The sequence below is a fragment of the Streptomyces sp. NPDC050121 genome, from assembly GCF_044460385.1.
In the GTDB taxonomy this organism is placed as follows: Bacteria; Actinomycetota; Actinomycetes; order Streptomycetales; family Streptomycetaceae; genus Streptomyces; species Streptomyces soliscabiei.
In genome coordinates this window covers 266,513-289,771 of record NZ_JBITJV010000004.1, presented here as the reverse complement: position 1 = coordinate 289,771, position 23,259 = coordinate 266,513, and the positions used below count along the sequence as shown (strand labels likewise).

Sequence of the window (23,259 nt, the reverse complement as noted above, 5' to 3'; positions counted from 1 at the left end):
CTGACGCCCGGGGGCGCCGCCCCCGGACCCTCAACTGTTCTCCGACCGTCGTCCTGATGCCCTTCACGTACACCGTCACCACCGGTGTCGCCGCGGGCGTCGTCTCCTACGTCGCCATCAAGGCCGCGCAGGGCAGGGCGCGGGAGATCGGGGCCTTCATGTGGGGCCTGACGGCGATTTTCCTCGTGTACTTCGCCCTCCACGCAACCGTAGTCAAGGAGACCGAGAGATGCTGGACATCGCCGAGGAACTGAACCGGTGGGTCGAGCAGGGCCGTGACTTCGCCGTGGCCACCGTGGTGGCCGTCGGCGGCAGCGCGCCCCGCCGGCCGGGCGCCGCCCTCGCGGTGGACGCCGACGGCACGGCGATCGGCTCGGTCTCCGGTGGCTGCGTGGAGGGCGCGGTCTACGAGCTGTGCCGGCAGGCGCTTCAGGACGGGGAGCCGGTCCTCGAACGCTTCGGCTACAGCGACGACGACGCCTTCGCCGTGGGACTCACCTGCGGCGGGATCATCGACATCCTCATCACCCCGGTGCGGGCCGGCGACCCCGGCCGCCCGGTGATCACGGCCGCCCTCGATGCGGCCGCCTCCGGCCGGGCGGCCGCGCTGGCACGGATCGTGACCGGCCCGGCGGACCTGGTCGGCCGCGCACTGCTCGTCCGCACCGACGAAAACGACGACAACGTCTCTTACGACAGCGGTTACTACAGCGGTGGCTTCGGGGCCCATCCCGAGCTGGACCGCACGGTCGCAGCCGAGGCCGCCGCCTTCCTCGACGCCGGTCGCACCGGCACCCTGGAGATCGACGAGCGGGGCTCCCGCTGCGGGGCCCCGCTCACCGTCCTCGTCGAGTCGTCCGTGCCCGCGCCCCGGATGATCGTGTTCGGCGCGATCGACTTCGCGTCGGCGCTGGTACGCGTCGGCAAGTTCCTGAACTACCACGTGACGGTGTGCGACGCGCGACCCGTCTTCGCGACCGAAAGCCGCTTCCCGCAGGCCGACGAGATCGTCGTCGAGTGGCCGCACCGGTACCTGGAGCGCACCGAGGTGGACGCGCGGACCGTCCTGTGCGTCCTCACGCACGACGCCAAGTTCGACGTCCCCCTGCTCCGGTTGGCGCTGCGCCTCCCGGTCGCCTATGTCGGCGCGATGGGCTCCCGCCGCACCCACCTCGACCGCAACGACCGGCTGCGCGAAGTGGGCGTCACCGAGCTGGAGTTGGCACGCCTGCGCTCACCCATCGGCCTCGACCTGGGCGCCCGTACGCCCGAGGAGACGGCGCTGTCGATCGCCGCGGAAATCGTCGCCAACCGGCGGGGCGGCAGCGGTGTCTCCCTCACCGGGGCGCGCACGCCGATCCATCACGACGTGACGTCGGTGCCCGCTCGGCGGATCGGCTCGGTGGCCTGAGCCGCCGCCCCGCGCACGGCCGGCTGGTCCGGCCAGGCGAACGCGTAGCGGGGGTCGCCGCCAATGCACACCCGCACGTAGCGCAGCAGCTCGCGCGCGATGCCGGCGTTGCCCATCGCCCACCCGGTCTGCGGTTCGAGGTCGCTCGGAGTGACCCGGTGCTCGACATTGGACCAGCGCGCGCCGTCGCCGTCCCGGATCGCGTGCGAGACGAGGTCCGCGACGAGCACCCGGGCGAAGTCGGGGGAGTCGCCCTGCTCGGCGATCCGGTCGCAGGCCAGCGCCAGCACGCCCGCGGTTCCGCAGCAGCGCCCGTTGTTGTCCCAGAAACCGGGCCGCGATCGTCGTGGCAGACCGGAGTGGGTCACGGTGTGCCAGCAGCGGTCGGCGAGGTCCGACCAGGAGGGCCCGCCGCAGGCGTCCCGCAACAGCCGGAAGACCTGGGCGTCGCCGGCCGGCCCGTGACACCAGCCGTAGTTGTGGCGCTCCACGCGGTCGGAGCTGGGCTGCGGGTGGGAGTACGGGACGAGGAAGCCCTCCGGTCCGGCCTCGTCACGGGACACGACCTCCGCCACCGCGGCCCGCGCCAGCTCGACGAGATCCTCGCGGTCCGTGGCCGCTCCGACGGCGGCGAGCGCGTACGCGATGCCGAGAGCGCCGTGTGCGAGGTGGTGCAGTCGGAGCTCGGCGCCGCTGCGCCACTGCCAGGTCACGCCCGCCGCGGTCGGCTCGGCCGTCCGCGCGTACGGCTCCAGTGCGTCGAGCGCCGACTCGGCGTCGCCGCACAGCAGCGCACCCAGTCCGATGCCCGCGTTGCCGCCCATCAGCTCGAACAGGGCGCCCCAGCGGGTTCCGTCGAAACGTGACCGCACGCGTTCCAAGGCCCGGTCCGCGGCGGCGCCGGCCGCGTGGTCGCCGAGTTCGCGGTGGACGGTGCGCAACACGAGGGCGATGCCGGTGAGACCGAAGTACAGGGAGTCGTCGGGGTGGTCGTCGACACACTCCGTGAGGCTGCGGGCGGCGCGCACAGCGGTGTCGGCGTACGTGTCGTCGCCGAAGTGCCGCCATGCCTCGAGGAGTACGGGTACGACGCCGGCCGTCCCGTTGTAGAGCATCGGCTCGACGTGGTCGTCGGAGGGTCTGACGGACCAGCCGAGCCCACCGTCCCCGGTGTCCCGCGCGGCGCCCCGCATCCAGCGCAGGGCGTCCACCGCAAGTTCCTCGACCTGGTCCGCTTCCGACATGCCCTCACCCTGACATGGGCACGGGGCACCCGAACAGTCATGGTCTGCGGAGCAGCCGGTTGACCGCCCGGCTCAACACCGTGCGGGCCGTGGCCCCGAGGAGTGGATCGACGAAGGCCGGCAGGAACCGCACCCGCAACTCTTCGCGCCAGACCACGCGGGCCCGCCCGCCCGGCCCCGGCCGTACCTCGATCTCGGCCCAGCCCAGGACGACCCGGCCCCGCTTCTCCAGTCGGCACCGGCCCGGCTCGTCGTAGGTCGGTGGTTGCCAGACGGTCACCTCCATCCGGTCGGCGAAGGCTACGGGGCCGAAACCCGTTCGCGCCACGAAGAGCGTGCCCTCGCGGGTCGGCGAGGGAGTGAGCACGGACACGCGGGTGAGCGGTACCACGTCGCCGTGCCGGGACCACTCGGTCAGTCGACGCCAGGCGTCGTCCAGGGAGAGCGGTGCCGTGCGTTCCAGCCGGAAAATGACCACGCGGAGATCGTAGGCAGTCAGGACCGTCCGGCGGAGGATGACCCTCCGGCTCACCGGTCAGCGGTAGACCCGCCCCGGCTGAGCCTCCCCGGGCGCCAGCAACTGGGGAACCGTCACGAAAACGTATCCGCGCTCTTTCAGCGCGTCGATGATCCCGGGCACGGCCGGTACGGTCCCGTCGTAGATGTCGTGCAGCAGGATGATGCCGTCCCGGTCGGCCTGTGCGAGGACCCGGCGCTGGATCAGCGCGGAGTCGGTCGTCGTGTAGTCCTTGGCGGTCACCGACCACAGCACCTCGGCGAGGCCCAGCTCGCGGGAGATCTTGTGCACGGTCTCGTTCGTGCGGCCCTGCGGCGGGCGCATCAGGGTGGGACGGCGGCCGGTGAGGCGCTCTATCGCGTCGTTGGGGCGCTGCAGCTCCTCGCGTATCTCCGCCGGTGTGATCTGCGTGAGGATCTTGTGGTCCCAGGTGTGGCTGGCCACCTCGTGTCCCTCGGCGGCCATGCGTCTGACGAGCTCCGGATACTTCTCGATGTGCCGCGCACCCAGCAGGAAGAAGGTCGCCGGAACCTGTTTCTCCTTGAGGATGTCCAGCAGCCGGGCTGAGTTCTCGCTGGGGCCCGCGTCGAAGGTGAGGGCGATGCACTTCGCCTCCCGGCAGTCCACGGCGCCGAAGCGGGCGGCCTGGGTGGTGGCCGCGGGATGGGCGCGGGCGGCGCTCGGGTGGGTGGTGTCGGCACCGCCGCAGCCGGCCAGCGTGACCGTCAGGCAAGCGGCCGCCGCAGAGATGGCGGCGGGACGCAACCAGGCCCCCGTGTTCTTCATCTTCCTGGTCAGATTAGGCATGCCGAGACTATACATAGAGCGTATACGTCCTATGTATAGTCTCGATGCCGTGCCGCTGCCGCGCTGTCGGCAGCCCGCCCGTGGGGCCGACATCACGTCGGCGAGGCTCTCACTGGGCGTAGAAGGTCGCGTCTGCCTTGTCCGTCGTCGTGCTCGGCGTCTGCACGTACAGCAGGTAGTCGTAGTGGCGGAGGTAACGGCCGGCGTAGTTGGAGGACTCGTACGAGATCCCCGCGGAGTCGGCGAGCCCGGCCCGTCGGTAGAAACTCGCGTCGGAGGCGAACGTCGACGTGCCGTCGTTCTTCTCCAGCCACACCTCGAAGTTCTTGTGCCGCAGGTAGTAGCCGGGGAAGTCGGCCGACTCCAGCGACACGGTGCCGGTTCCCGTGAGACCGGTCACCACCCGGAACTGTGAGTCGGCGAGCGGGCTGACGTTCGCCTCGATGCGGGCGCGGTACTCCCAGTGGCGGATGAAACGGTCCGCGTAGTTGTACGAGGAGAACCGTTGCGGGGTGACGCCGTCGGCGACCGGGATGCCGAAGTCGGGCGTGCCGTCGGCCTTCCAGTACACCTTCTGCACGCGGGTGCGGCGGTTGGGGTCGTTCAGCGGATCGCCGGTGATGTCCTTGTAGCTGCGGTCGTGGTAGACGAGGATGTCGGACTTTCCGTCCTCGGACACCGTGAACGAGTTGTGGCCCGGCCCGTACTGCGAGGTCGAGGCGTTCGTCCTGAAGACGGGCTGCGACCCCTTGGTCCAGGACGCCGGGTCGGTCAGGTCGGCCGTCGCGGAGGCGGTCAGCATGCCGAGGCAGTAGTTGGCGTCGGTCGCGCTCGCCGAGTAGGTCAGGAAGACCTTTCCGCCGTGCTGGATCAGCGCGGGCCCCTCGTTGACCTTGTAGCCGACCGTTTCCCAGGAGAGCGTCGGCTGTGAGATCTCCGCCGGAGTGCCCTGGATCGTCCAGGGGTTGGCGAGCTTCGCGATGAACAGGCTGGTGTTGTTGTTCTCGGAGGGGTTGCGCTGAGCCCAGGCGAGGTAGCGGACACCGTTGACGACAAAGGTTGTGGAGTCGAGCGAGAAGCTCTCCCAGGTCGTTTTGATCTGGCCCTTCTCGGCCCAGGTCGCGGTGAGCGGGTTGGCGCCGGTGCCCTCGAGGACGTACATCCGGATCGCCCACACGTCACTGGTGGACCCGGCCGCGAAGTACACGTACCACTTGCCGTCGATGAAGTGGATCTCCGGCGCCCAGATGTGGGCGCCCATGACCCCGCTGCTGTGCTTGGTCCAGATGGTGACCTCCTGGGCCGTCGACAGGCCCTGGATGGTCGTCGCCCGGCGCAGCACGATGCGGTCGTACTCGGGGACGGTGGCGGTGAAGTAGTAGTAGCCGTCGGTGTGCCGGTAGATGTGCGGATCGGCGCGCTTCTCGGCGATCGGGTTGGTGTACGTCACCGCGGGGGAGTCGGGCACGGCGGCCTGGGCCGGGGCGCCCAGGCCGGTGAGGACGGCCGCGAGGGCGACGAGACCGGCCAGGAACAGCCGAACGGCGTTGCGTCTCAAGGGAGTTCTCCAGATGGGTAAGGGAGACAAAGAGGGGAGAGGGTTCAGGTGGTCGGCACGAGACGCCACTGCTGGCAGGCGTTGTTCAGCCAGGTCCACTGCCGTACGTCGGTGCCGTTCGCGGTACCGCAGTCCGCGACGTCGGCGACCTTGCCGCTGTTCTCGCCGACGAGCCGGACGTAGTCGCCGCTCGCGGTGAAAACGAGCCGGAAACGCTGGCACTTGTTGTTCAGCCAGGACCACTGACGCAGATCGGCGCCGTCGGCGGTGGAGCAGTCGGCGGTGTCCATCACCCCATTGGTGGCCACGTTCACCAGCCGGCTGGTGTCGTCGCCCTGGTCCTCGATCCGCCACTTCTGGTTGGCTCCGCCGGTGCAGGTCCACTGGAAGATGTTCGTGCCGTTGGCGATGGCGCCGCCCTCGACGTCCAGGCACTTGCCGCTGTTGCGGTTGACGAGGGTGTACGACGTCGGAGTCGTCGCCGTCTCGCCGGACGGGCCGGGAAGCGTCGTGCCGAGCGCGACGGGGGTGCCGAAGTCCGGGGTGCCGTCGGCGTTCCAGGTGAACTTCTGGGCGCGGGTCGTCCGGCCGTTGCCGCAGCCGCCGCTCGCGGACGAGTTGGCGTGGTAGACGATCCAGTTCTCGGTGCCGTCGGGCGAGGTGAAGAAACCGTTGTGGCCCGGACCGTAGACGCCGTTGGTGTCGCTGCGCTGGAAGACGGGCGTCTGCTTCTTGGTCCAGGACGCCGGGTTCAACGGGTCGCTGCCCGTCAACTCGAGCTGTCCCAGCTTGTAGTCGGCGGTCTGGCAAAAGCTCGCGGAGTAGGTGAGGAAGGTGCGGCCGTCGTGGTACAGCGGCTCGGGGCCCTCGTTCACCGGTGAACCCGAGGTCTCCCAGCTCAGCGTCGGGCTGGAGATCACCGTGAAGGTGCTGCTGGACAGCGTGTACGGGTTGCTCATCGGCGCGATGACCAGACTCTGCGGGCCGCCGTTCACAAAACCGCTTCCGACGAGAAACAGCTTTCCGTTCGCCTGCAGGACGCTTGCGTCGATCAGCCAGCCGCCCGGCGTGAGGTTGGAACCGGTGAGGGACCCCTTGTAGGTGTAGGGGCCCAGCGGGTCGGTGCCGGCGCTCTCCAGGACATGGGTGCGCTGGGAGTCGCAGCAGGCGGTGCCGCCCTGTCCCGCCGAGTAGTACAGGTACCAGTGGCCGTTGAACTGGTGGATCTCCGGTGCCCAGATGTTGTTGTTGCGGGTCGACGTGGTGTCCGACCACACCTGCACGGTGGGCGCGGTCGCGAGACCCGCCAGGGTCGGCGCCTTGCGGATGCCGAGGACACCCGTGAACGTCGTGGTGATCAGGTAGTAGTTGCCGTCGTAGTACTCCAGCCAGGGGTCGGCGCCCTTGGCGGATTTCAGCGGGTTGGTGTACGGGCGGCCGTCCGCCGCGGACACCGGCTGGGTCGCCGCCACCAGGGCGACGAGGAGCGCCGACACGCAGACGAGCAGGGGTCTGCGGCGGTACATCCGAGGCATACAGGACCGTCCCTTGTCCATGAAGCCACCTGTTCGCAATTTCGAACATGGTTCGTAACTTCGGCCAGAAGATAAAGGGCCACCATGTCCTCGTCAATGGTTTCGGCAGGCCGCGATGCGGACGCGGGGGCCGGGATGGAATGCGGCGACCGCTGTGCCGCCGGCCCGGCGCGGGTCTGCGCGGAGCGCCGTATCGTCTCTGCATTTACTGGCCACCTTTTTTCCGCACGCTCCGTGAAATTAATGGGGAAAGGTGGTCGGTTCGGCCACTGGTTCCTCCGTTGCCGACCGGTCCGAACCGGCTGGATGGGGCCTGGTTTCTGGCCTGAACCGGCTGGTTTCCTCGCGGCGCATTACTCTTCCGGGTGACGGGACAGGTCTCGGCTTGGTTTCTGCCCTCGGGACTCCGATACGCTGATGCGGGTTCGCAAATGCCGGGGGTAATGAGTTTCCGCCCCCGAAAAGAAGGGGTACGACTCATGCCTCCCGTAGTTCCCCCGTTCCTGATCGGTCTCATCGCCGCACCCCTGGCCAAGCGGGTCGTCAAACCGCTGATGCGAGGACTGGTGAAAACGTCGGTGGGGCTGGTGCTCGAAGTGAAGCGCGCCGCGCAAGAAGCCGGCGAGGGCTTGCAGGATCTCGCCGCCGAGGTTACCGCCGAAGTCGTCGCGGCGCAGATGGGGGGCAGTGGTCAGCCGGATCCGCTGTCGCACCCGCAGGCGCAGTCGGGCGCTCAGGAAACCACCGCCGCCGTCCCCCATCCCAAGGGGCCCGCCAAGGGGCGCACGGCCGCCGTCGGCACCGGCAAGGCGAACTGAACGCACACGCCTCGAAGGGGAAACGGCTCGGGGGTCTGCTGAACATGACATTGCTGGTGGGGACTGCGGCCGTACAGAAGTCGGGCCGGGAAAACGCGGAAACATACTCGCTGAGAATGTGCTCTGAGATTCCTGGGCGGCAACGTTGGAAGATTGCCGAAATGGCGGGCAGAACGCGTTTCGCGAAAGTCCTGGAAAGCGTTCTCGAAAAATCTCCTGGCGTACGGACGGCAAAGGTCAGCGGAGTCACGGGAAGTGTTCTCGTCCTCCACGATCCACGCCTGGAAAGCATTGAGGTCGGAAGAATCATCCGTGATTCCCTGGCGACCGTTTTCCGGGCCGCGCAACGGCGACCCACCACACCCCTCAGCCAAAACGCCCCGAGCACCGCCCCCGCCTCTGCCTCCGCCCCCGCCTCTGCCCCCACGCGCACCCCGGCCCCCGCCCTGGCCCTCGCAGGCGGCGCGACGGTGGCCGCGCTCGCCCTCGGCCCCGGCAAGCTCCTGCGCAAACCGCTCGCCGTCCTCGGCGCCGTCGTCACCGCCACCGTCCTCGTCGTACGCCGGGCCGTGCGCGCGGCAGCCGACGGCACACACCCGCCCGGCTCCATCGCCGACGAGGCGTCGCCGCCCCGGCCGAGATCCTCTCTGCGCTCCCTGCTCGACATCGTCGGCCCGCACAGACCCCGGCTCTGTCTCGCCTCCGGGCTCTCCGTCGCATGCCAGCTGGCCGAGGTGGCGCTGGGTCTCTTCCTCGGCTGGATCGCGCTCGTCCTCATCAAGGGCGAGGCCGCACCCCTTCTCGCTCTCGGACTGACCGGCGCCTCAACCCAGTTGTGGTTCCTCGCGGGCGCCGCCGCCGTGACCTGCGCCGCCGTCGCCGGCCTGTCCTACGCGGCGAGCGTGGAATGGCGGCGACTCGGTCAGACCGTCGAGCACGACTGGCGCAGCGCAACCTACGCCCAGGTGCAGAAGCTCGAACTGCGCCATCTGGAGGGCGAGCGCACCAGCCGCATCGCCGGGGTCCTCACCGAAGAGGTCACCCAACTCGGCGCCTTCTTCGCGACGGCGGCGGGCGACGTCGTCCAACTCTTCGCCAGTTTCCTGGTGTTGGTTCCGGCTTTCCTGCTGCTGGCCCCCGAGATCGCCTGGATCGCCTTCCTTCGGACGCGTTCCGCCACGACCCCTACCCGACCTACGCCCGGATGCGCGCCGAGTGCCCGGTGTACCGGGCGCCGCAGGGCGTCTGGTACGTCACCCGGGACGCCCACGTCGAACAGGCCCTGGGCGACCCGCGGTTGTCGAACGACCGTGAGCGGATGACCGGGGCACTGGTTGCCCGGGACGGCCGGATGCGCGACCTGAGCCGGCTGACGGCGCGGCTCGGGCGGGTCATGAGCAACACCGACCCGCCGGACCACGCCCGGTTGCGGGGGCTCGTCAACAAGGCGTTCACCGCCCGCCGGGTCGAGCAGCTGCGGGAACGGATCCAGGAGGTCGTGGACCGGCTGGTCGACGACGCGCTCGCCGCGGGGCCGACGACCGACCTGCTCACCGCGGTCGCCTCGCCGCTCCCGCACACCGTGGTCTGTGAGCTGTTCGGCATCCCCGACGCCGACCGGGACCGCGTCAAGGAGTGGTTCCGCGGGCTCGGCCGGATCCACGAGGACATCGAGCGCGCCGAGCGGGTCGTCGACGCCTTCGAGGCGTATCTGACCGAGCTGGCCGCGCAGCGGCGCGCCGCCCCCGGCGACGACCTGATCAGCGCGCTGGTCACCGCGCAGGCCCGCGGCGACCGGCTCACGGACCACGAACTGCTGTCCACATGCTTCCTGCTGATCACCGCGGGCGACGAGACCACGACGAACCTCATCGGCAACGGCGTCCTGGCCCTGCTCCGCCACCCGGACCAGCTGGCCCGGCTGCGCGCCGAACCGGAGCTGATCCGGACGGCCGTCGACGAGATGGTCCGCTACGACACTCCCAGCCAGGCCATCGTCCGGGTGGTGGCCGAGGACGTGCCGCTGGGCGGGCGCACCCTGCCCGCCGGCGACCTCGTGTATCTCTTCCTCGCCTCGGCGGGCCGCGACCCCGACCGCCACAAGGATCCCGACCGGCTCGACCTGGCCCGCCCCGCCCACCGTCACCTCGGCTTCGGTCACGGGCCGCACTTCTGCCTCGGCGCGCCCCTGGCCCGGCTGGAGACCGAGCTGGCCGTCGGCACCCTCGTCCGCCGGCTGCCCGGCCTGCGGTTGGCCGTCGCAGCCGAGGAACTGCGGTGGCGCCCCAACCCGCTGCAACGCCGGCTGACGGAGCTCCCGGTCACCTACACCACCGACACCACCGTCCGAGAGAGGAAGTGACGCGCATGGCCCGCGAGTTCCGGGTGCGCCGCGAGCAGGTGCTGCCCGCGACACCCGAGCAGGTGTGGAACGCGGTCGCCACCGGCGAGGGCAACCTCGGCTGGCTGTACCCGATGGACATCGAGCCGCGTGTCGGCGGCGCGGTGTCGAGAGGGCAGGCCACCGTCGTCGAGTGGGAGCCGCCCCACAGGTTCGCCTGCCGGACCGCCGACCAGGACGGCTTCAGCAACACCCTCGACTACACCGTCGTACCGCAGCAGGACGACGCGCGGCTGGGCGACGGACCCACCGTGCTGTCGATGGGAATCCACTGGGTGCACACCGGCGTCGCGGACGACGGCTGGGACACCCGGGCCGACGCCGCCGAGAAGCACATCGACTTCTACCGGCACAGCCTCGCCGAGTACCTGCGGCACTTCTCCGGCCGCCGCGCCGCCTACGTCAAGGCCACCCGCCCCGACCCGGCCGTTCCCGGCAGCCTCACCGCCGTACGCGACCGGCTCGGACTGCCCGCGGCGGCCGGCGCGGGCGACACCGTGAAGGTGACGCTGCCGGGCCGGACCGGGGCCCCCGTCGAGGCGGTCGTCGACTTCCTCGACGCCGACTTCCTGGGCCTGCGCACCGCCGACGCCCTGTACCGCTTCTACGACGGAAGCGCCTGGAACTGGCCGGTGTGGCTCGGCCACCACCTCTTCGCACCGGATGCCGACGCCGACGACGCCACGCGCGCGTGGGACGCGTGGCTGGCGGAGGTGGCGCCCTGATGGAGACGCCTCTGTACTCGGCCGAACTCGTCGAGGAGGACGGCGTGTTCAAGCTCGTCGTCACCGATCTGCGCCAGGACACCGTGCAGACCGCGCACGTCCCCAAACGGGCCGTGGACAAGCTCCCTTACTTCCTTTCGCTCCTCAACTCCCGCCGTTTCAGCACGTTTCGCTAACTCCAGGAGGACCGTCCGACCATGGCGCCGACCCACCTCACGACCGCCGCCGCGCTTCCCGCGCCCCGGCGGGCCCCGGCGGACCGGTGGTTCCGGGTGCACAGGTGCCGTGCGCCCCGGGCCGCCCGCCGCCTGCTGTGCTTCCCGCACGCCGGCGGCACCGCCCACCTCTTTCACGGCTGGCCCGCGCATCTGCCCGACGACGTCGAACTGCTCGCCGTGCGCTACCCGGGCCGCCAGGACCGCCTGGCCGAACCCTGCGTCGAGGACATGGGCGAACTGGCCGACGCCGTCACCGAGGCCCTCGCTCCGTACACCGATCTGCCGCTTGCCCTGTTCGGCCACAGCATGGGCTCCGCCGTCGCCTACGAGGTGGCGCTGCGGTGGGAGGCACGCGGTCTGCGTCCGGCGCGGCTGCTGGTCTCCGGGCGGGCCGCCCCGCACTGGGCCCGGCCGGCGGGCGTCGTCGACGGCGACGACGAGGCGCTGCTCGCCACGGTGCGGGGCCTCGGCGACTACCAGGCAGAGGTCTACGACATCCCCGAGCTCAGGGACCTGCTGCTGCCCGCCCTGCGCGCCGACTACCGCCTCATCGAGAGCTACCGCCCCACCCGCCCGGTGCCGCTGCGCACCCCCGTCACCGCCTACACGGGCCGGGACGACGCCAGTTGCCCGGCGCAGTCCGTCGGCGCGTGGGCGGAACTCACCGAACCGGGCCGCTTCACGCTGCGCTCGTTCCCCGGCGACCACTTCTTCCTGGTCCCGCACGAGGCGCAGCTGGTCGCGGACATCGTCGCCCGGCTCGGCTGACGGGAATCTCCGCACCGGCGGGCCCGACTGAACAGGCTTGTACGACAAGGGAGTCACCCCATGGCGAACACGACCACCTCGGCCCCCCGCACCGCACGTCCGCCCGGAGAGCCGTACCTCCTCGATCCCGAACTGCAGGCCGACCCCGCAGCCGGCTACGGCAAGATCGGCGAGCAGGGTCCCGTGGTGCGCGGCTGACTGACCGAGACCCGGCCGGTGTGGCTGGTCACCCGCTACGACGACGTCCGCGACGGGCTGCGCGACAGCCGCTTCGGCAGCAGCCCCGCCGCGATCGAGGGGTACACGGGGGAGGATCCGCGCCGGACCCTGGTGGACACTGTCCCGCCGCCCCGGTCTGTGTCTCGCCGAGGGCCCGGAGAGCCTGCGGCGCACCAGCATCCCGGGGACGGCACCCCGGCTGCCCCGGCTGGCGGCGCGCGTCTAGGACGACGGACACGGCGCCGAACCCGTTCCAGTGGGGAACGCGCCGGGGCGCCCGGCTCGGCCTGTGCGGGCCGGCCGGACGCCCCGGACGGTGCTGAATGGTGCTCGTGGTGCTGGGTGGTGCTGGATGCGCCGGCCGGATCACGCGAGGCGTGAGCCGACCGGTCGGGCTCAAACCAGGTCGAACCGGTCGAGGTTGGAGACCTTGACCCACGCGGCGACGAAGTCGTTCACGAACTTCTCCTTCGCGTCGTCGCTCGCGTAGACCTCGGCGACCGCGCGCAGCTCGGAGTTCGAGCCGAAGACCAGGTCGGCACGCGTACCGGTCCACTTGACCTCGCCGGAGGCGTCGCGGCCCTCGAAGGTGCTCTGGTCCGAGGACGTCGACGACCAGGTCGTGCCCAGGTCGAGCAGGTTGACGAAGAAGTCGTTCGTCAGCGTGCCCGGGGCGTCGGTGAGGACGCCGTGCGAGGACTGGCCGTGGTTGGCGCCCAGCACGCGCAGACCGCCGACGAGGACCGTCAGTTCGGGGGCGCTCAGGGTGAGCAGGTTCGCCTTGTCGAGCAGCAGGTACTCGGCCGGCAGGCGGTTGCCCTTGCCGAGGTAGTTGCGGAACCCGTCGGCGGTCGGCTCGAGCGCGGCGAACGACTCGACGTCCGTCTGCTCCTGCGAGGCGTCCACGCGGCCCGGCGTGAAGGGGACATCCACGTCGTGACCGGCGTCCTTGGCGGCCTTCTCCACGGCGGCGGCGCCACCGAGGACGATCAGGTCGGCCAGGGAGACCTGCTTGCCACCGGAGTTGAACTCGGCCTGGACGCCCTCCAGTACGCGCAGCACCTGCGCCAGCTCGTCGGGGTTGTTGACCTCCCAGCCGCGCTGCGGCTCCAGGCGGATGCGGGCGCCGTTGGCGCCGCCGCGCTTGTCGCTGCCGCGGAAGGAGGACGCCGACGCCCACGCCGTGGACACCAGCTGCGCGACGGTCAGACCCGAGTCGAGGAGCTTGGCCTTGAGGGCCGCGATGTCCTCGGCGCCGATGACCTCGCCCGTGGCCTCCGGCAGCGGGTCCTGCCACAGCAGGGTCTCCGCCGGGACCTCCGGGCCGAGGTACAGGGACTTCGGGCCCAGGTCACGGTGGGTCAGCTTGTACCAGGCGCGGGCGAAGGCGTCCGCGAACTCGGCCGGGTTCTCGTGGAAGCGGCGCGAGATCTCACCGTAGATCGGGTCGAAGCGCAGCGACAGGTCGGTGGTGAGCATCGTCGGGAGCTTCTTCTTCGACGCGTCGTGCGCGTCGGGGATGATCGCTTCGGCGTCCTTGGCCACCCACTGGTTGGCGCCGGCCGGGGACTGGGTCAGCTCCCACTCGTAGCCGAAGAGGATGTCGAAGAAGTCGTTGCTCCACTGGGTGGGCTTGGTGGTCCAGGTGACCTCCAGACCACTGGTGATCGCGTCGCCGCCCTTGCCGGTGCCGTAGGTGGACTTCCAGCCCAGGCCCTGCTGCTCGATGGAGGCGGCCTCGGGGTCGTCGCCTACGTTGTCCGCCGGGCCCGCGCCGTGGGTCTTGCCGAAGGTGTGGCCACCGGCGATCAGCGCGACGGTCTCCTCGTCGTTCATCGCCATGCGGCGGAACGTCTCGCGGATGTCGCGGGCCGCGGCCAGCGGGTCCGGGTTGCCGTTGGGGCCCTCGGGGTTGACGTAGATGAGGCCCATCTGGACGGCGCCGAGCGGGTTCTCCAGCTCGCGGTCGCCGGTGTAGCGCTGGTCGTCGAGCCAGGTGGTCTCGGGACCCCAGTACACGTCCTCGTCGGCCTCCCAGACGTCCGCGCGGCCGCCGCCGAAGCCGAAGGTCGTAAAGCCCATCGTCTCCAGCGCGACGTTGCCCGTGAGGATCATGAGGTCGGCCCAGGAGATGGACTGGCCGTACTTCTTCTTGACCGGCCACAGCAGACGGCGGGCCTTGTCGAGGTTGCCGTTGTCCGGCCAGCTGTTCAGCGGCGCGAAGCGCTGCTGTCCGCGGCCGCCGCCGCCCCGGCCGTCGCTGATGCGGTAGGTGCCGGCGCTGTGCCAGGCCATGCGGACCATCAGCGGGCCGTAGTTGCCGAAGTCGGCGGGCCACCAGTCCTGCGAGCTGGTCAGCACCTCGGCGATGTCCTGTTTGACGGCCGCCAGGTCGAGGGCCTCGAACGCCGCGGCGTAGTCGAACTCCGCGCCGAGCGGGTTGGCCACGACGGGGTCCTTGGCGAGGATCTTCAGGTTGAGCCGCTCCGGCCACCACTGGCGGTTTCCGCCGCCCTGGGTCGGGTGCGCCGCGCGACCGTGCGCGACCGGGCAGCCACCTGCCTCCGCCGCCTTGGGCTCGGTCACGATCGCATCATGGTTCTCGGTCATGGGGGAATCCTTCTGGGCTGGTCGGATCACATGCTCACGTACCGCAGCGCTCGGGTGCTGCGGGTGCTCAGGTACTGCCGGCGGTGGAACAGGTGGGGCACAGGCCCCAGTAGATGACCTCGGCCTCGTCTATCGAGAAGCCGCGGTCGTCGGCGGCGGTCAGACAGGGCGCGTGGCCGACCGCGCAGTCGACGTCGACGACGACGCCGCACGAGCGGCACACGAGGTGGTGGTGGTTGTCCCCGACGCGCCCCTCGAACCGGGCCGGGCTGCCCGGCGGCTCGATTCGGCGCACCAGTCCTGCCGTGGTCAACGCGTGCAGCGCCTCGTACACGGCCTGCAGCGAGACGTGGCCCACGCGGTCGCGTACGCCCGTGGCGATCGCCTCGGCGTCGAGGTGGTCGCCGCTGCGGACGGTTTCGAGCAGGGCGACACGGGCGGCCGTCACCCGCAGGCCGACACCGCGCAGCTCCTCCGCGGTGGTCGGTGTACGGGGTGCTGTCATGCGGCCGAACCTACTTCATAAACACGAACGATTCAAGAAAACGAACAGTGCAGGTCTGGGAAACGGGGCAGGTCGGGGAGAGGAAGCCGGTGGATGCCGGTGGAAGTCGGCGAAGGCCGCGGTCAGAGGAACGAGGCGAGGCCGTCGAGGAGTCGGTCGACGTCCTCGTCGTCGGTGTAGGGCGCGAGTCCCACCCGCAGCGCGGGGTCCTGGAGCTTCAGCGCGGTGAACGGCTCGTAGGCGTAGAAGGATCCGGCCGGGGCGACGACCCCGCGGGCGGCCAGGTGTGCCTGTGCCTCGCGCGCGTCCCGGCCCTCCAGGGTCATCAGGACGGTCGGGGTGCGGTCCGGCGCCTTCGAGTGGACGGTGACGGCGTCGCCCAGCGCCCGCAGACCGTCCTCCACCCGGGCGCGCAGCGCGTTCTCGTGCGCGTGCAACGACGCCAGCGACCGCGTGAGCCGCTCCCGGCGCGACGCCCCCGCGGTCCGCGTCGCGTCCATGGCGGCCAGGAAGTCCACGGCGGCGGTGGCGCCCGCCAGGATCTCGTAGGGCAGCGTCCCGAACTCGAAGCGCTCCGGCACCGCGTTCGTGGACGGCAACAGCTTGTCCGGGTCCAGTGCTTCGAGGAGGCCGGGGGATCCGGCGAGCACACCGCAGTGCGGTCCGAGGAACTTGTACGGCGAGCAGACGAACAGGTCCGCCCCCAGCGCGGGCACGTCCACCAGGTGGTGCGCGGCGAAGTGCACCCCGTCCACGTACAGCAGGGCGCCCACCTCGTGGGCCCGGTCGGCGATCCGGCGCACGGGCGGCTTGGTGCCCAGCACGTTCGACGCAGCCGTCACCGCGACCAGCCGCGTCCGCGGCGACAGCGCCCGCTCGTAGGAGTCGAGGTCGAGTTCGGTGGTTTCGGCGTCGATCTCGATCCAGCGGACCGTGGCCCCGGCGTGCTCGGCCGCCTGTATCCAGGGGCGCACGTTGGCGTCGTGATCCAGACGGCTGACGACGATCTCGTCGCCGACCCGCCAGTCCTTGGCCAGGTGTCGGGAGAAGTCGTAGGTGAGCTGGGTGGCGCTGCGCCCGTGCACGACGCTGCTCGCGGGGACGCCGAGCAGGTCGGCGTAGGCGGCGCGGAAGTCGGCGACGGCCTCTTCGGCGTTGCGTTCGGACGGGCTGACGAGACCCCGGTTGGACAGGGGGCCGGTCAGCGTCCTGGTGACGGCCTCGGCGACGGGGGCGGGGGTCTGGGTCCCGCCCGGTCCGTCGAAGAAGGCGAGGCCGTGGGTGAGGGAGGGGAAATGGGCGCGGAGGGCGGCGACGTCGATGGCCATGGCCCAGACTCTGGCATCCGGGACCGGGCCCCACCAGCGCATCGCGCCGGTTCGACCGGATCACGTCCCCCCGAAGAAAACTGTCAGACCCTTGACTGTCTCGCTTTGACAAATGCGTTCCGTCGAGTCGGAAGGGGCCGCAGTGACCGAGCACGACGAGACCGCCGAGAACTGCGACGCCGAGAACGTCGACGTCGGGGGCTTCGACGCCGACGTGGTGATCGTCGGGCTGGGCCCGGTCGGCGCCACGGCCCGGACTGCACGCGGGCTTCCTCGCACCGCGGGGGTTTCCCGCGCGCGGCGACCTCCTGCCGCAGCCGAGGGCGACGGACGCCCGGTCCGGCACCGCACTGCTCGACGGGTTCACCGGGAGCTCCTTCCGGCTGGTGCTGCGGCACGACACGGACCCGGCCGCGGACGTACCGCGAGGAACAGCCCGTCCTGGACGGCTGGTTGCGCCGCCAGTCGTGCGTGGCCGTACTGGCTCGGCCCGACCACTACGTCTTCGGCGGCGTCCGCTCGACCGACGACCTCGGCGCCCTGCTCGCCGCCGCCCGCCGGCAACTGCGCACAGCGACACCGGAGTCGGTCTGAACGGTTGGTGCCCGCCACCTCAACTGCCCGGCTGCGTAGGGGGTTTGACCAGCCCGCTCTGGTAGGCGATGACGACGAGCTGGGCGCGGTCGCGGGCATGGAGTTTGGTCATGGCGCGTTGGATGTGGCTGCGCACGGTCAGCGGGCTCAGGACGAGCTCGACGGCGATCTCGGCATTCGACCTGCCGTGCGCGGCCAGGGCCATCACCTCGCGTTCGCGGTCGGTGAGCGCCTTGAGGACATCGGGCAGGGCGAGGGAGTCCTCGGTGTCCGGGGTGGCCAGAAAACGGGTGATGAGGGTGCGGGTGGCGGTGGGGGAGAGCAGGGAGTCGCCGGCCGCGACGGTACGGATCGCCGACAGCAGGACGTCGGGACCGACGCCCTTGCCGAGGAAACCGCTCGCGCCGGCGCGCAGGGCCTTGGCGACGTTCACGTCGTTCTCGAAGGTGGTGAGGATCAGGATCCGGGTGTCCGACAGCTCCGGTCGGGAGCAGATGGCGGCGGTGGCCGCCACACCGTCGAGGTGCGGCATCCGGATGTCCATGATGACCACGTCGGGCCGGTGGGTCGCGGTGCGGTCGACGGCTTCCTGTCCGTCCGCGGCCTCTGCGACGACGGTCAGGTCCTCGACCGAGTCGATGAGGATGCGGAAGGTGGCCCGCAGCAGGGCCTGGTCGTCGGCGAGCAGGACGCGGATGGTCATGAGAGAGGGCCTTCGGGATCGCGGTCGTCGGGGCTGTCGTCGGTGTCGCCGTCGTCGCTGTCGCCGTCGTCGTTGCGCAGCGGAAGGGCGCAGGCGACCTCGAAGCCGCCCTGCGGGCGATGGCCGGCGTGGAAGGTGCCGCCCACGGACGTGGCCCGCTCGCGCATCCCGAGCAGACCGAAGCCGCCGCCGGGAGCGGTCGGCGCCGCCGGGCGGTCGCCGGTGGTGTCGTTGGTGACGGTCAGGGTCAGATGGTGGGGGGTGTGGACGAGCCGGACCTGTGCGGTGCGGGTCGCGGCGTGCTTGGTGACGTTGGTGACGGCCTCCTGGATGATCCGGTACGCCGTCAGGTCGAGGACGGGGCTGAGGCGGCGCGGCTCTCCCTCGACGGTGACCGTCACCTCCAGGCCGACCGCCGAACAGCCGTCCACCAGCTCGGGCAGCTGCCCCAGCCCCGGGGCGGGAGCCAGCTCGTCCGCCGCGTCGGTGTCCTCGCGCAGCAACCCCACGGTGGCCTTGAGCTCGCGCAGCGCCGCGGCCGTCGTCTCCGGCAGCTTCGCGATGATCTCCAAGGCCTTGCCGGGGTCCGTCCGGGAGAGATGGGCGGCGGTGCCGGCCTGGGCGTCGGCCAGCGTCAGATGATGGGCGACCACGTCGTGCAGCTCCCGGGCGATGCGCATGCGTTCCTGGATCACCCGGTGCCGCGCCTCCTCCTCACGCTGCCGGTCCGCATGCTCGGCACGGGCCACGGCGTACTCGCGGCGCACCCGGACATACGCGCCGACGGCCGCCGACAGCAGCACCCAGGCCGCCGGGTTGGCGATCGCGAGGATCGGCGAGTGGAGGAACGACGGGACGAACAGGCCGGTGACGGCGATGCCGACGGTGGCCGCCAGCGCGCTGTTCCAGCTGATGCGGCGTGGCCGGCGCACGCTCGTCGAGTACTGCGCGACCAGGAGCGGGCCCATCACCCCGGGGGTCAGCAGGTAGCCCAGTACCGCCTGGGCCAACGTGCACAGCAGGGTCGTGGCGAGGACGTACAGGGGGCGTTCACGGCGCCAGGGCAGCGCGCCGCACCCGACGGCGGCGAGCGCGACGCCGGGCCACAGCGCCGGCGTCTTTGGCATCACCGTCCGGGTGAGGAGGACGCCGGCGACCGTGAGAGCGAACAACAGGACCAGCGCGGTCGCCTCGACGGTTTTCGGACGGGTCGCCGCTCGACGCCGCCAGCTGGTGTACATGACGCTCCGGGAGAAGGGTGTCGAGGACATTCATGCTCACACACCGCAGGTCGCGGCACCGTTGTCCACGGCGCCGCGACCTGCCGCATGACCGTACGGGAGTACGGGAGTACGGGACCTGGCCACGGGGTTCAGATACGGGCCGGTTCCTGCGGCGCGGGCTCGTTGCCCGCCGGCGCGGCGCAGTGCTCCCGCGAGGCGGTGAGCCCGGCGCCCTCGACGTCCACGTGCGGCAACAGCCGGTCGAGCCACCGGGGCAGCCACCACGCCTTGTCGCCGAGCAGGGCCAGCACCGCCGGCACCAGCGCCATACGGACCACGAAGGCGTCGAACAGCACCGCGACCGCGAGTCCGAAACCGATCGTCTTGATCATCGACTCGTCGGCGCCGACGAACCCGGAGAACACCGCGATCATGATCACCGCCGCCGCGACGACCACCCGCGCGCTGTGCCGGAAACCGGTGACGACCGCCTGGGGAGCCCGGTCCCCGTGGACGTACGCCTCGCGCATCCGGGCCACCAGGAACACCTCGTAGTCCATCGCCAGGCCGAACACGATGCCAACCAGGAAGATCGGCATCAGGCTCATGATCGGACCGGTCTGCTCCACGCCGAGCAGCTGCGCGCCCCAGCCCCACTGGAAGACCGCCACGACCGAGCCGAGGGCGGCCAGCACCGACAGCAGGAACCCGAAGGCCGCCTTCACGGGCACCAGCACGGAACGGAAGACCACCAGCAGCAGGAGCAGCGCGAGCGCGACGATGACGCTCAGATAGGGCACGAGGGCGGCCTGCAGGGCCTGGGCGACGTCGATGTCCATCGCGGTGCTGCCGGTGACCTCGAACGTCGCCCCCGTCGTGCGCTCCAGCTCGGGGCGCTCGGCGCGGATGGTCTGGACGAGGTCCTTGGTGTGCTCGTCATTGGGTCCGGTGGCGGGCACCGCCGAGAACAGCACCGTGTCTCCGGCCTGGTTGAACCGCGCCGGGGACACGGACACGACGCCGCGGGTCGCGCCGATCTCCTGGGCGATCCGGGTCGCGGCCGCCTTGGGGTGGTCCGCTCCCCTGACGTCCGCCACGATCGTCAGCGGCCCGTTGAAGCCCGCGCCGAAGCCGTCCGCGAGCGCGTCGTAGGCGCGCCGTTCCGTGGACGAGACGGGCTTGGACTCCGCTCCCGGCATGCCCATCTCCAGGCGCGTGGCCGGCAGGGCCAGGGCGCCCAGGCCCGCGATGCACACCAGCAGCACGGCCAGCGGGCGGCGCAGCACGAACCGTGCCCAGCGGGAGCCGCCGTTGTCGGCCGGCCGAGCCGGGCCGCCGCCCTTGCGCGCCCGACGCGAGAGCACGGCGTCCGGCCACATGCCGAGCAGCGCGGGGACCAGCGTGAGGGCGATCAGGACGGCGACGACCACGGCGCCCGCGGCGCACAGGCCCATCTTGGTCAGCATCGGAACGCCGACCACCGACAGGCCCGCCAGCGCGATGACGACGGTGAGGCCTGCGAAGACCACGGCGGAACCGGCCGTGCCGACGGCGAGGCCGGTCGCCTCGCGCGGTGCGTGGCCGCCCGCGCGCTCCTCCCGGTAGCGGGAGACCACGAACAGGGCGTAGTCGATGCCGACCGCCAGTCCCAGCATCGTCGCGAGCGTCCCGGTCGTCAGGGACAGCCCGAAGGTGCTGCCGAGGGCCATGATCGAGGCCATGCTGATCCCCACGCCCGTGACGGCGGTGAGCAGGGGGAGACCCGCGGCCGCGAGGGAACCGAAGGTGATCAGCAGGACGACGGCGGCCAGCGCGATGCCGATGGCCTCGGAGGAGCCGCCCGCCGCGGGCTGCTCGGCGAGCGCCGTGCCCCCGACCTCGACCGTGAGGCCCGACTCGCGCGCCGCGTCGACGGCCCTCTCCAGGGCCGTCTTGTCGGCGTCGGTGAGATCGGCGGCCTTGACCTTGTAGTTCACCGTGGCGTACGCGGTGGAGCCGTCCTCGCTGACCGCGCCCGCCGTGAACGGGTTCACGGCGCTCGCGACCCGGGGTTCGTCGCCCGCCTCGGTCACGAGCGTGTCGATGGCGGCGCGGTGCCCCGCCGCGGTCACCTTCTCGCCGTCGGGGGCCACGAACACGATGCGCGCGCCCGCCCCGTTGGCGTCCGAGCCGGGGAAACGCTCTCCGATCAGGTCGAACGCCTTCTGTGCCTCGATGCCGGGCATGAACGACGTGCCGTTGTCGGAGGCGGCGGGAGCCTTGGCGGCGCCGAACCCGACGGCGCCGAGGATCACCGCCCAGAGCAACGTCACGAGCCAACGCCGCTGGAAGGCGGTCCGGCCCATCCGGTACAGGAAGGTAGCCACGAGAAACGGTTCTCCAGGTCTGGGTTCGGGTGGACCACCAGCCTGGCCTGCGGGGGTGCGCCGGGGCATCGTGCTCGTGCTCGCACTTCCGCCTGGTGCCGACGCACCAAGTGACGGCCTGTTGTCATCCTCGAGGAGGACAGCCGGATACGGCCCGAGCATGAGACGGGGCCCGCAGCCGCAGCCACAGTCGCAATCCGGAGCCGCGGTCCGGAGCCGGGGAGCGGAGCCGCGGTCCGGAGCCGCTTTGCCGACGCGCGATTGTCAGTGCCGGGTGTCAGGCTGAGGTGTCAGGACCTGCGACCTGCGAAAGGGAATCGCCGTGATCACCACCGACCTCACTCCCGGCTCCCCCTGCTGGATCGACCTCGGCGCCCCCGACGTCCGGGCCGCCGCGGACTTCTACGGCGCGGTGCTGGGCTGGGAGTACGAGCCCATGGGGGGCGAGGGGGAGGAGATGCAGGGCGGGATGTTCCGCAAGGACGGCAAGACCGTCGCCGGGCTCGGCAAGCTGACCGAGGAGGGCGCGCGCTCGGCCTGGATGATCTACTTCACCGTCACCGACGCGGACGCCACGAGCCAGGCCGTGGAGCGCGGCGGCGGCACGGTGCGGGTGCCGACGCGGGACCTCGAGGACTGGGGCCGGATGGCGCAGTTCAACGACCCGCTGGGCGGCCAGTTCGCCGTCTGGCAGCCGGGGAAGGACTCGGGCTTCGAACTGGCGGACAAGCCGGGCTCGTTGTCCTGGACGGAGCTGTACACGAGCGACGCCGGGGCCGCCAAGGAGTTCTACGCCGGTGTCTTCGGCTGGCAGTTCGGCGACATGGAACTGCCGGGCGGCGGGGGCACGTACACCCTCGTCACGCCCGCCGGTCAGCCCGAGGAGCGCATGCAGGGCGGCCTCATGGAGGTCGCGAAAGAGGACCTCGCCCTCGCGCACGGGCGGCCGTACTGGCACCCGGTCTTCGCCGTCGCCGACTGCGACGCGGCGGTCGCCGAGGTCAACGGGAACGGCGGCAGCGTGCAGATGGGGCCGGCGGACGCGGAGGGCGTGGGCCGGCTGGCCGTCTGCCTCGACCCCTCGAATGCGGACTTCGTGCTCCTCACGCCGGCCGAGGCGACGCGATAGCCGCCGACCGGACGGCGTGCGCCCAGGCCCCGGTGTGATTCCGGCTGCGGCGGGCGGCTCCCGGGCAGGGGTGAAACCGGTGGTCCGCAGCCGTACGGGACGGGTGATACGGGCCACTTGGCGGGCGAGAGCGCGATCACGCCAGGTGGGGCGCTATTGGCCATGAACCCGACACACGGTACCGTCGCTCTGATATCGACGACGGCATCACGGAAGCCGGTGGGAATCCGGCACGGTCGCGCCACTGTGGTCGATGCGCCCTTTCTCGACACGGGGGCGCATCGCGAGTCAGACCCGGGACCGTCGTCCTGTGCACCACCGAGATGGGACGCGAACTCCCAGAGGAGGCCCTGCCATGGCTCAGCATGTCGCCCAGCCGACCGTCAACAACCCCGTCGTGCCCGCAAAGCTGCCGCTGAAGGACATCGCCCCGTGGGCCGTCTTCTTCGGCGTCCTGATGCTGGTCCTGCTGTACTTCGTCGGCGCCGAGCAGGGCGCCACCTCCGTCGTCTCCGGCGAGAACGTCCACGAGTGGGTGCACGACGCCCGCCACCTCCTCGGCTTCCCCTGCCACTGACCT

22 protein-coding genes, 1 pseudogene and 1 riboswitch are annotated in these 23,259 nt (G+C 71.1%); of the genes and pseudogenes, 12 read left to right on the top strand and 11 right to left on the bottom strand.

Annotation, left to right across the window (positions count from 1 at the left end):
- Positions 1 to 44: 44 nt before the first annotated feature.
- Positions 45 to 203: pseudogene (locus ACIBTS_RS08445) on the top strand (NCS2 family permease); the annotation flags it as partial.
- A gap of 26 nt (positions 204 to 229) precedes the next feature.
- Positions 230 to 1,411 carry an XdhC family protein gene (locus tag ACIBTS_RS08440; RefSeq protein ID WP_399317581.1) on the top strand — a complete coding sequence of 394 codons (1,182 nt, stop codon included), beginning with the start codon at positions 230 to 232 and terminating at the stop codon, positions 1,409 to 1,411.
- Here ACIBTS_RS08440 and ACIBTS_RS08435 read toward each other — a convergent pair.
- The 5 genes from ACIBTS_RS08435 to ACIBTS_RS08415 form a co-directional block, all read right to left on the bottom strand.
- On the bottom strand, positions 1,363 to 2,655 hold the full coding sequence (locus tag ACIBTS_RS08435; protein WP_399317580.1) for a lanthionine synthetase LanC family protein: 1,293 nt from the start codon (positions 2,653 to 2,655) through the stop codon (positions 1,363 to 1,365). The two genes, ACIBTS_RS08440 and ACIBTS_RS08435, sit on opposite strands and share 49 nt — an antisense overlap.
- Before the next feature lie 37 nt (positions 2,656 to 2,692).
- The gene (locus ACIBTS_RS08430; RefSeq protein WP_399317578.1) at positions 2,693 to 3,133 is read right to left on the bottom strand and encodes an SRPBCC family protein; all 441 of its coding nucleotides are present in this window, start codon (positions 3,131 to 3,133) and stop codon (positions 2,693 to 2,695) included.
- Positions 3,134 to 3,190: 57 nt separating this feature from the next.
- Complete coding sequence (locus ACIBTS_RS08425; protein ID WP_399317972.1) at positions 3,191 to 3,958, bottom strand: polysaccharide deacetylase family protein; 768 nt, start codon at positions 3,956 to 3,958, stop codon at positions 3,191 to 3,193.
- A gap of 130 nt (positions 3,959 to 4,088) precedes the next feature.
- Entirely contained in the window at positions 4,089 to 5,537 is a 1,449-nt protein-coding gene (locus ACIBTS_RS08420; RefSeq protein ID WP_399317576.1) for a family 43 glycosylhydrolase, read from the bottom strand.
- Between the two features lie 44 nt (positions 5,538 to 5,581).
- Positions 5,582 to 7,072, bottom strand: coding sequence for a family 43 glycosylhydrolase (locus ACIBTS_RS08415; protein WP_399317575.1), 1,491 nt, complete (start codon positions 7,070 to 7,072; stop codon positions 5,582 to 5,584).
- Between the two features lie 479 nt (positions 7,073 to 7,551).
- Here ACIBTS_RS08415 and ACIBTS_RS08410 point away from each other — a divergent pair, with 479 nt between their 5' ends.
- The 7 genes from ACIBTS_RS08410 (at position 7,552) to ACIBTS_RS08380 (ending at position 12,200) form a co-directional block, all read left to right on the top strand.
- A complete protein-coding gene (locus ACIBTS_RS08410) occupies positions 7,552 to 7,890 on the top strand; it encodes a DUF5132 domain-containing protein (RefSeq protein ID WP_319674406.1) in 339 nt (112 codons plus the stop codon).
- 470 nt (positions 7,891 to 8,360) lie between these two features.
- Positions 8,361 to 9,212, top strand: a complete 852-nt coding sequence (locus ACIBTS_RS08405) for an ABC transporter transmembrane domain-containing protein (RefSeq protein ID WP_399317573.1) — start codon at positions 8,361 to 8,363, stop codon at positions 9,210 to 9,212.
- Positions 9,209 to 10,252, top strand: a complete 1,044-nt coding sequence (locus ACIBTS_RS08400) for a cytochrome P450 (RefSeq protein ID WP_399317571.1) — start codon at positions 9,209 to 9,211, stop codon at positions 10,250 to 10,252. The genes ACIBTS_RS08405 and ACIBTS_RS08400 overlap by 4 nt, the downstream gene beginning before the upstream one ends.
- 5 nt (positions 10,253 to 10,257) lie before the next feature.
- Complete coding sequence (locus ACIBTS_RS08395; RefSeq protein WP_399317569.1) at positions 10,258 to 11,016, top strand: SRPBCC domain-containing protein; 759 nt, start codon at positions 10,258 to 10,260, stop codon at positions 11,014 to 11,016.
- Positions 11,016 to 11,192, top strand: a complete 177-nt coding sequence (locus tag ACIBTS_RS08390) for a hypothetical protein (protein ID WP_319674788.1) — start codon at positions 11,016 to 11,018, stop codon at positions 11,190 to 11,192. Before ACIBTS_RS08395 ends, ACIBTS_RS08390 begins: the two co-directional genes overlap by 1 nt.
- A 21-nt stretch (positions 11,193 to 11,213) precedes the next feature.
- Complete coding sequence (locus ACIBTS_RS08385) at positions 11,214 to 12,002, top strand: thioesterase II family protein (RefSeq protein ID WP_399317567.1); 789 nt, start codon at positions 11,214 to 11,216, stop codon at positions 12,000 to 12,002.
- A 60-nt stretch (positions 12,003 to 12,062) separates the two neighbouring features.
- Positions 12,063 to 12,200 carry a hypothetical protein gene (locus ACIBTS_RS08380; RefSeq protein WP_399317565.1) on the top strand — a complete coding sequence of 46 codons (138 nt, stop codon included), beginning with the start codon at positions 12,063 to 12,065 and terminating at the stop codon, positions 12,198 to 12,200.
- A 417-nt stretch (positions 12,201 to 12,617) separates the two neighbouring features.
- Here the strand turns inward: ACIBTS_RS08380 and katG are convergent, their stop codons facing one another.
- From katG to ACIBTS_RS08365, 3 genes are all read right to left on the bottom strand, one after another.
- Positions 12,618 to 14,831 (bottom strand): catalase/peroxidase HPI, encoded by a 2,214-nt coding sequence (gene katG, locus ACIBTS_RS08375; protein WP_399317563.1) that lies wholly within the window; start codon positions 14,829 to 14,831, stop codon positions 12,618 to 12,620.
- A gap of 67 nt (positions 14,832 to 14,898) precedes the next feature.
- The gene (locus tag ACIBTS_RS08370) at positions 14,899 to 15,336 is read right to left on the bottom strand and encodes a Fur family transcriptional regulator (RefSeq protein ID WP_399317561.1); all 438 of its coding nucleotides are present in this window, start codon (positions 15,334 to 15,336) and stop codon (positions 14,899 to 14,901) included.
- A 122-nt stretch (positions 15,337 to 15,458) separates the two neighbouring features.
- Positions 15,459 to 16,664 (bottom strand): cysteine desulfurase-like protein, encoded by a 1,206-nt coding sequence (locus ACIBTS_RS08365; RefSeq protein ID WP_399317559.1) that lies wholly within the window; start codon positions 16,662 to 16,664, stop codon positions 15,459 to 15,461.
- Between the two features lie 453 nt (positions 16,665 to 17,117).
- On the opposite strand from ACIBTS_RS08365, the gene ACIBTS_RS08360 reads away from it, so the two are divergent.
- Complete coding sequence (locus tag ACIBTS_RS08360) at positions 17,118 to 17,258, top strand: hypothetical protein (RefSeq protein WP_399317558.1); 141 nt, start codon at positions 17,118 to 17,120, stop codon at positions 17,256 to 17,258.
- 19 nt (positions 17,259 to 17,277) lie between these two features.
- Here ACIBTS_RS08360 and ACIBTS_RS08355 read toward each other — a convergent pair whose 3' ends face one another.
- The 3 genes from ACIBTS_RS08355 to ACIBTS_RS08345 form a co-directional block, all read right to left on the bottom strand.
- Positions 17,278 to 17,961 carry a response regulator gene (locus ACIBTS_RS08355; protein ID WP_399317556.1) on the bottom strand — a complete coding sequence of 228 codons (684 nt, stop codon included), beginning with the start codon at positions 17,959 to 17,961 and terminating at the stop codon, positions 17,278 to 17,280.
- On the bottom strand, positions 17,958 to 19,202 hold the full coding sequence (locus tag ACIBTS_RS08350) for a sensor histidine kinase (protein ID WP_399317971.1): 1,245 nt from the start codon (positions 19,200 to 19,202) through the stop codon (positions 17,958 to 17,960). The genes ACIBTS_RS08355 and ACIBTS_RS08350 overlap by 4 nt, the downstream gene beginning before the upstream one ends.
- 131 nt (positions 19,203 to 19,333) lie before the next feature.
- Entirely contained in the window at positions 19,334 to 21,550 is a 2,217-nt protein-coding gene (locus ACIBTS_RS08345; RefSeq protein ID WP_399317554.1) for an MMPL family transporter, read from the bottom strand.
- Positions 21,551 to 21,872: 322 nt separating this feature from the next.
- On the opposite strand from ACIBTS_RS08345, the gene ACIBTS_RS08340 reads away from it, so the two are divergent.
- Both ACIBTS_RS08340 and ACIBTS_RS08335 read left to right on the top strand, forming a co-directional pair.
- Positions 21,873 to 22,679, top strand: coding sequence for a VOC family protein (locus ACIBTS_RS08340; RefSeq protein ID WP_399317552.1), 807 nt, complete (start codon positions 21,873 to 21,875; stop codon positions 22,677 to 22,679).
- A 162-nt stretch (positions 22,680 to 22,841) separates the two neighbouring features.
- Positions 22,842 to 22,996: riboswitch (cobalamin riboswitch) on the top strand.
- 38 nt (positions 22,997 to 23,034) lie between these two features.
- A complete protein-coding gene (locus tag ACIBTS_RS08335; protein WP_079658772.1) occupies positions 23,035 to 23,256 on the top strand; it encodes a CbtB domain-containing protein in 222 nt (73 codons plus the stop codon).
- Positions 23,257 to 23,259 lie beyond the last annotated feature (3 nt).

Excerpts from the sequence above, each read along its gene's own strand:
- ACIBTS_RS08335 (WP_079658772.1), top strand. The coding sequence starts at position 23,035 with ATGGCTCAGCATGTCGCCCAGCCGACCGTCAACAACCCCGTCGTGCCC.
- ACIBTS_RS08355 (WP_399317556.1), bottom strand. The coding sequence starts at position 17,961 with ATGACCATCCGCGTCCTGCTCGCCGACGACCAGGCCCTGCTGCGGGCC.
- ACIBTS_RS08400 (WP_399317571.1), top strand. The coding sequence starts at position 9,209 with ATGACCGGGGCACTGGTTGCCCGGGACGGCCGGATGCGCGACCTGAGC.
- ACIBTS_RS08365 (WP_399317559.1), bottom strand. The coding sequence starts at position 16,664 with ATGGCCATCGACGTCGCCGCCCTCCGCGCCCATTTCCCCTCCCTCACC.
- ACIBTS_RS08415 (WP_399317575.1), bottom strand. The coding sequence starts at position 7,072 with ATGCCTCGGATGTACCGCCGCAGACCCCTGCTCGTCTGCGTGTCGGCG.
- ACIBTS_RS08435 (WP_399317580.1), bottom strand. The coding sequence starts at position 2,655 with ATGTCGGAAGCGGACCAGGTCGAGGAACTTGCGGTGGACGCCCTGCGC.
- ACIBTS_RS08395 (WP_399317569.1), top strand. The coding sequence starts at position 10,258 with ATGGCCCGCGAGTTCCGGGTGCGCCGCGAGCAGGTGCTGCCCGCGACA.
- ACIBTS_RS08350 (WP_399317971.1), bottom strand. The coding sequence starts at position 19,202 with ATGTACACCAGCTGGCGGCGTCGAGCGGCGACCCGTCCGAAAACCGTC.
- ACIBTS_RS08390 (WP_319674788.1), top strand. The coding sequence starts at position 11,016 with ATGGAGACGCCTCTGTACTCGGCCGAACTCGTCGAGGAGGACGGCGTG.
- ACIBTS_RS08370 (WP_399317561.1), bottom strand. The coding sequence starts at position 15,336 with ATGACAGCACCCCGTACACCGACCACCGCGGAGGAGCTGCGCGGTGTC.
- ACIBTS_RS08385 (WP_399317567.1), top strand. The coding sequence starts at position 11,214 with ATGGCGCCGACCCACCTCACGACCGCCGCCGCGCTTCCCGCGCCCCGG.
- katG (WP_399317563.1), bottom strand. The coding sequence starts at position 14,831 with ATGACCGAGAACCATGATGCGATCGTGACCGAGCCCAAGGCGGCGGAG.
- ACIBTS_RS08440 (WP_399317581.1), top strand. The coding sequence starts at position 230 with ATGCTGGACATCGCCGAGGAACTGAACCGGTGGGTCGAGCAGGGCCGT.
- ACIBTS_RS08425 (WP_399317972.1), bottom strand. The coding sequence starts at position 3,958 with ATGAAGAACACGGGGGCCTGGTTGCGTCCCGCCGCCATCTCTGCGGCG.
- ACIBTS_RS08410 (WP_319674406.1), top strand. The coding sequence starts at position 7,552 with ATGCCTCCCGTAGTTCCCCCGTTCCTGATCGGTCTCATCGCCGCACCC.
- ACIBTS_RS08380 (WP_399317565.1), top strand. The coding sequence starts at position 12,063 with ATGGCGAACACGACCACCTCGGCCCCCCGCACCGCACGTCCGCCCGGA.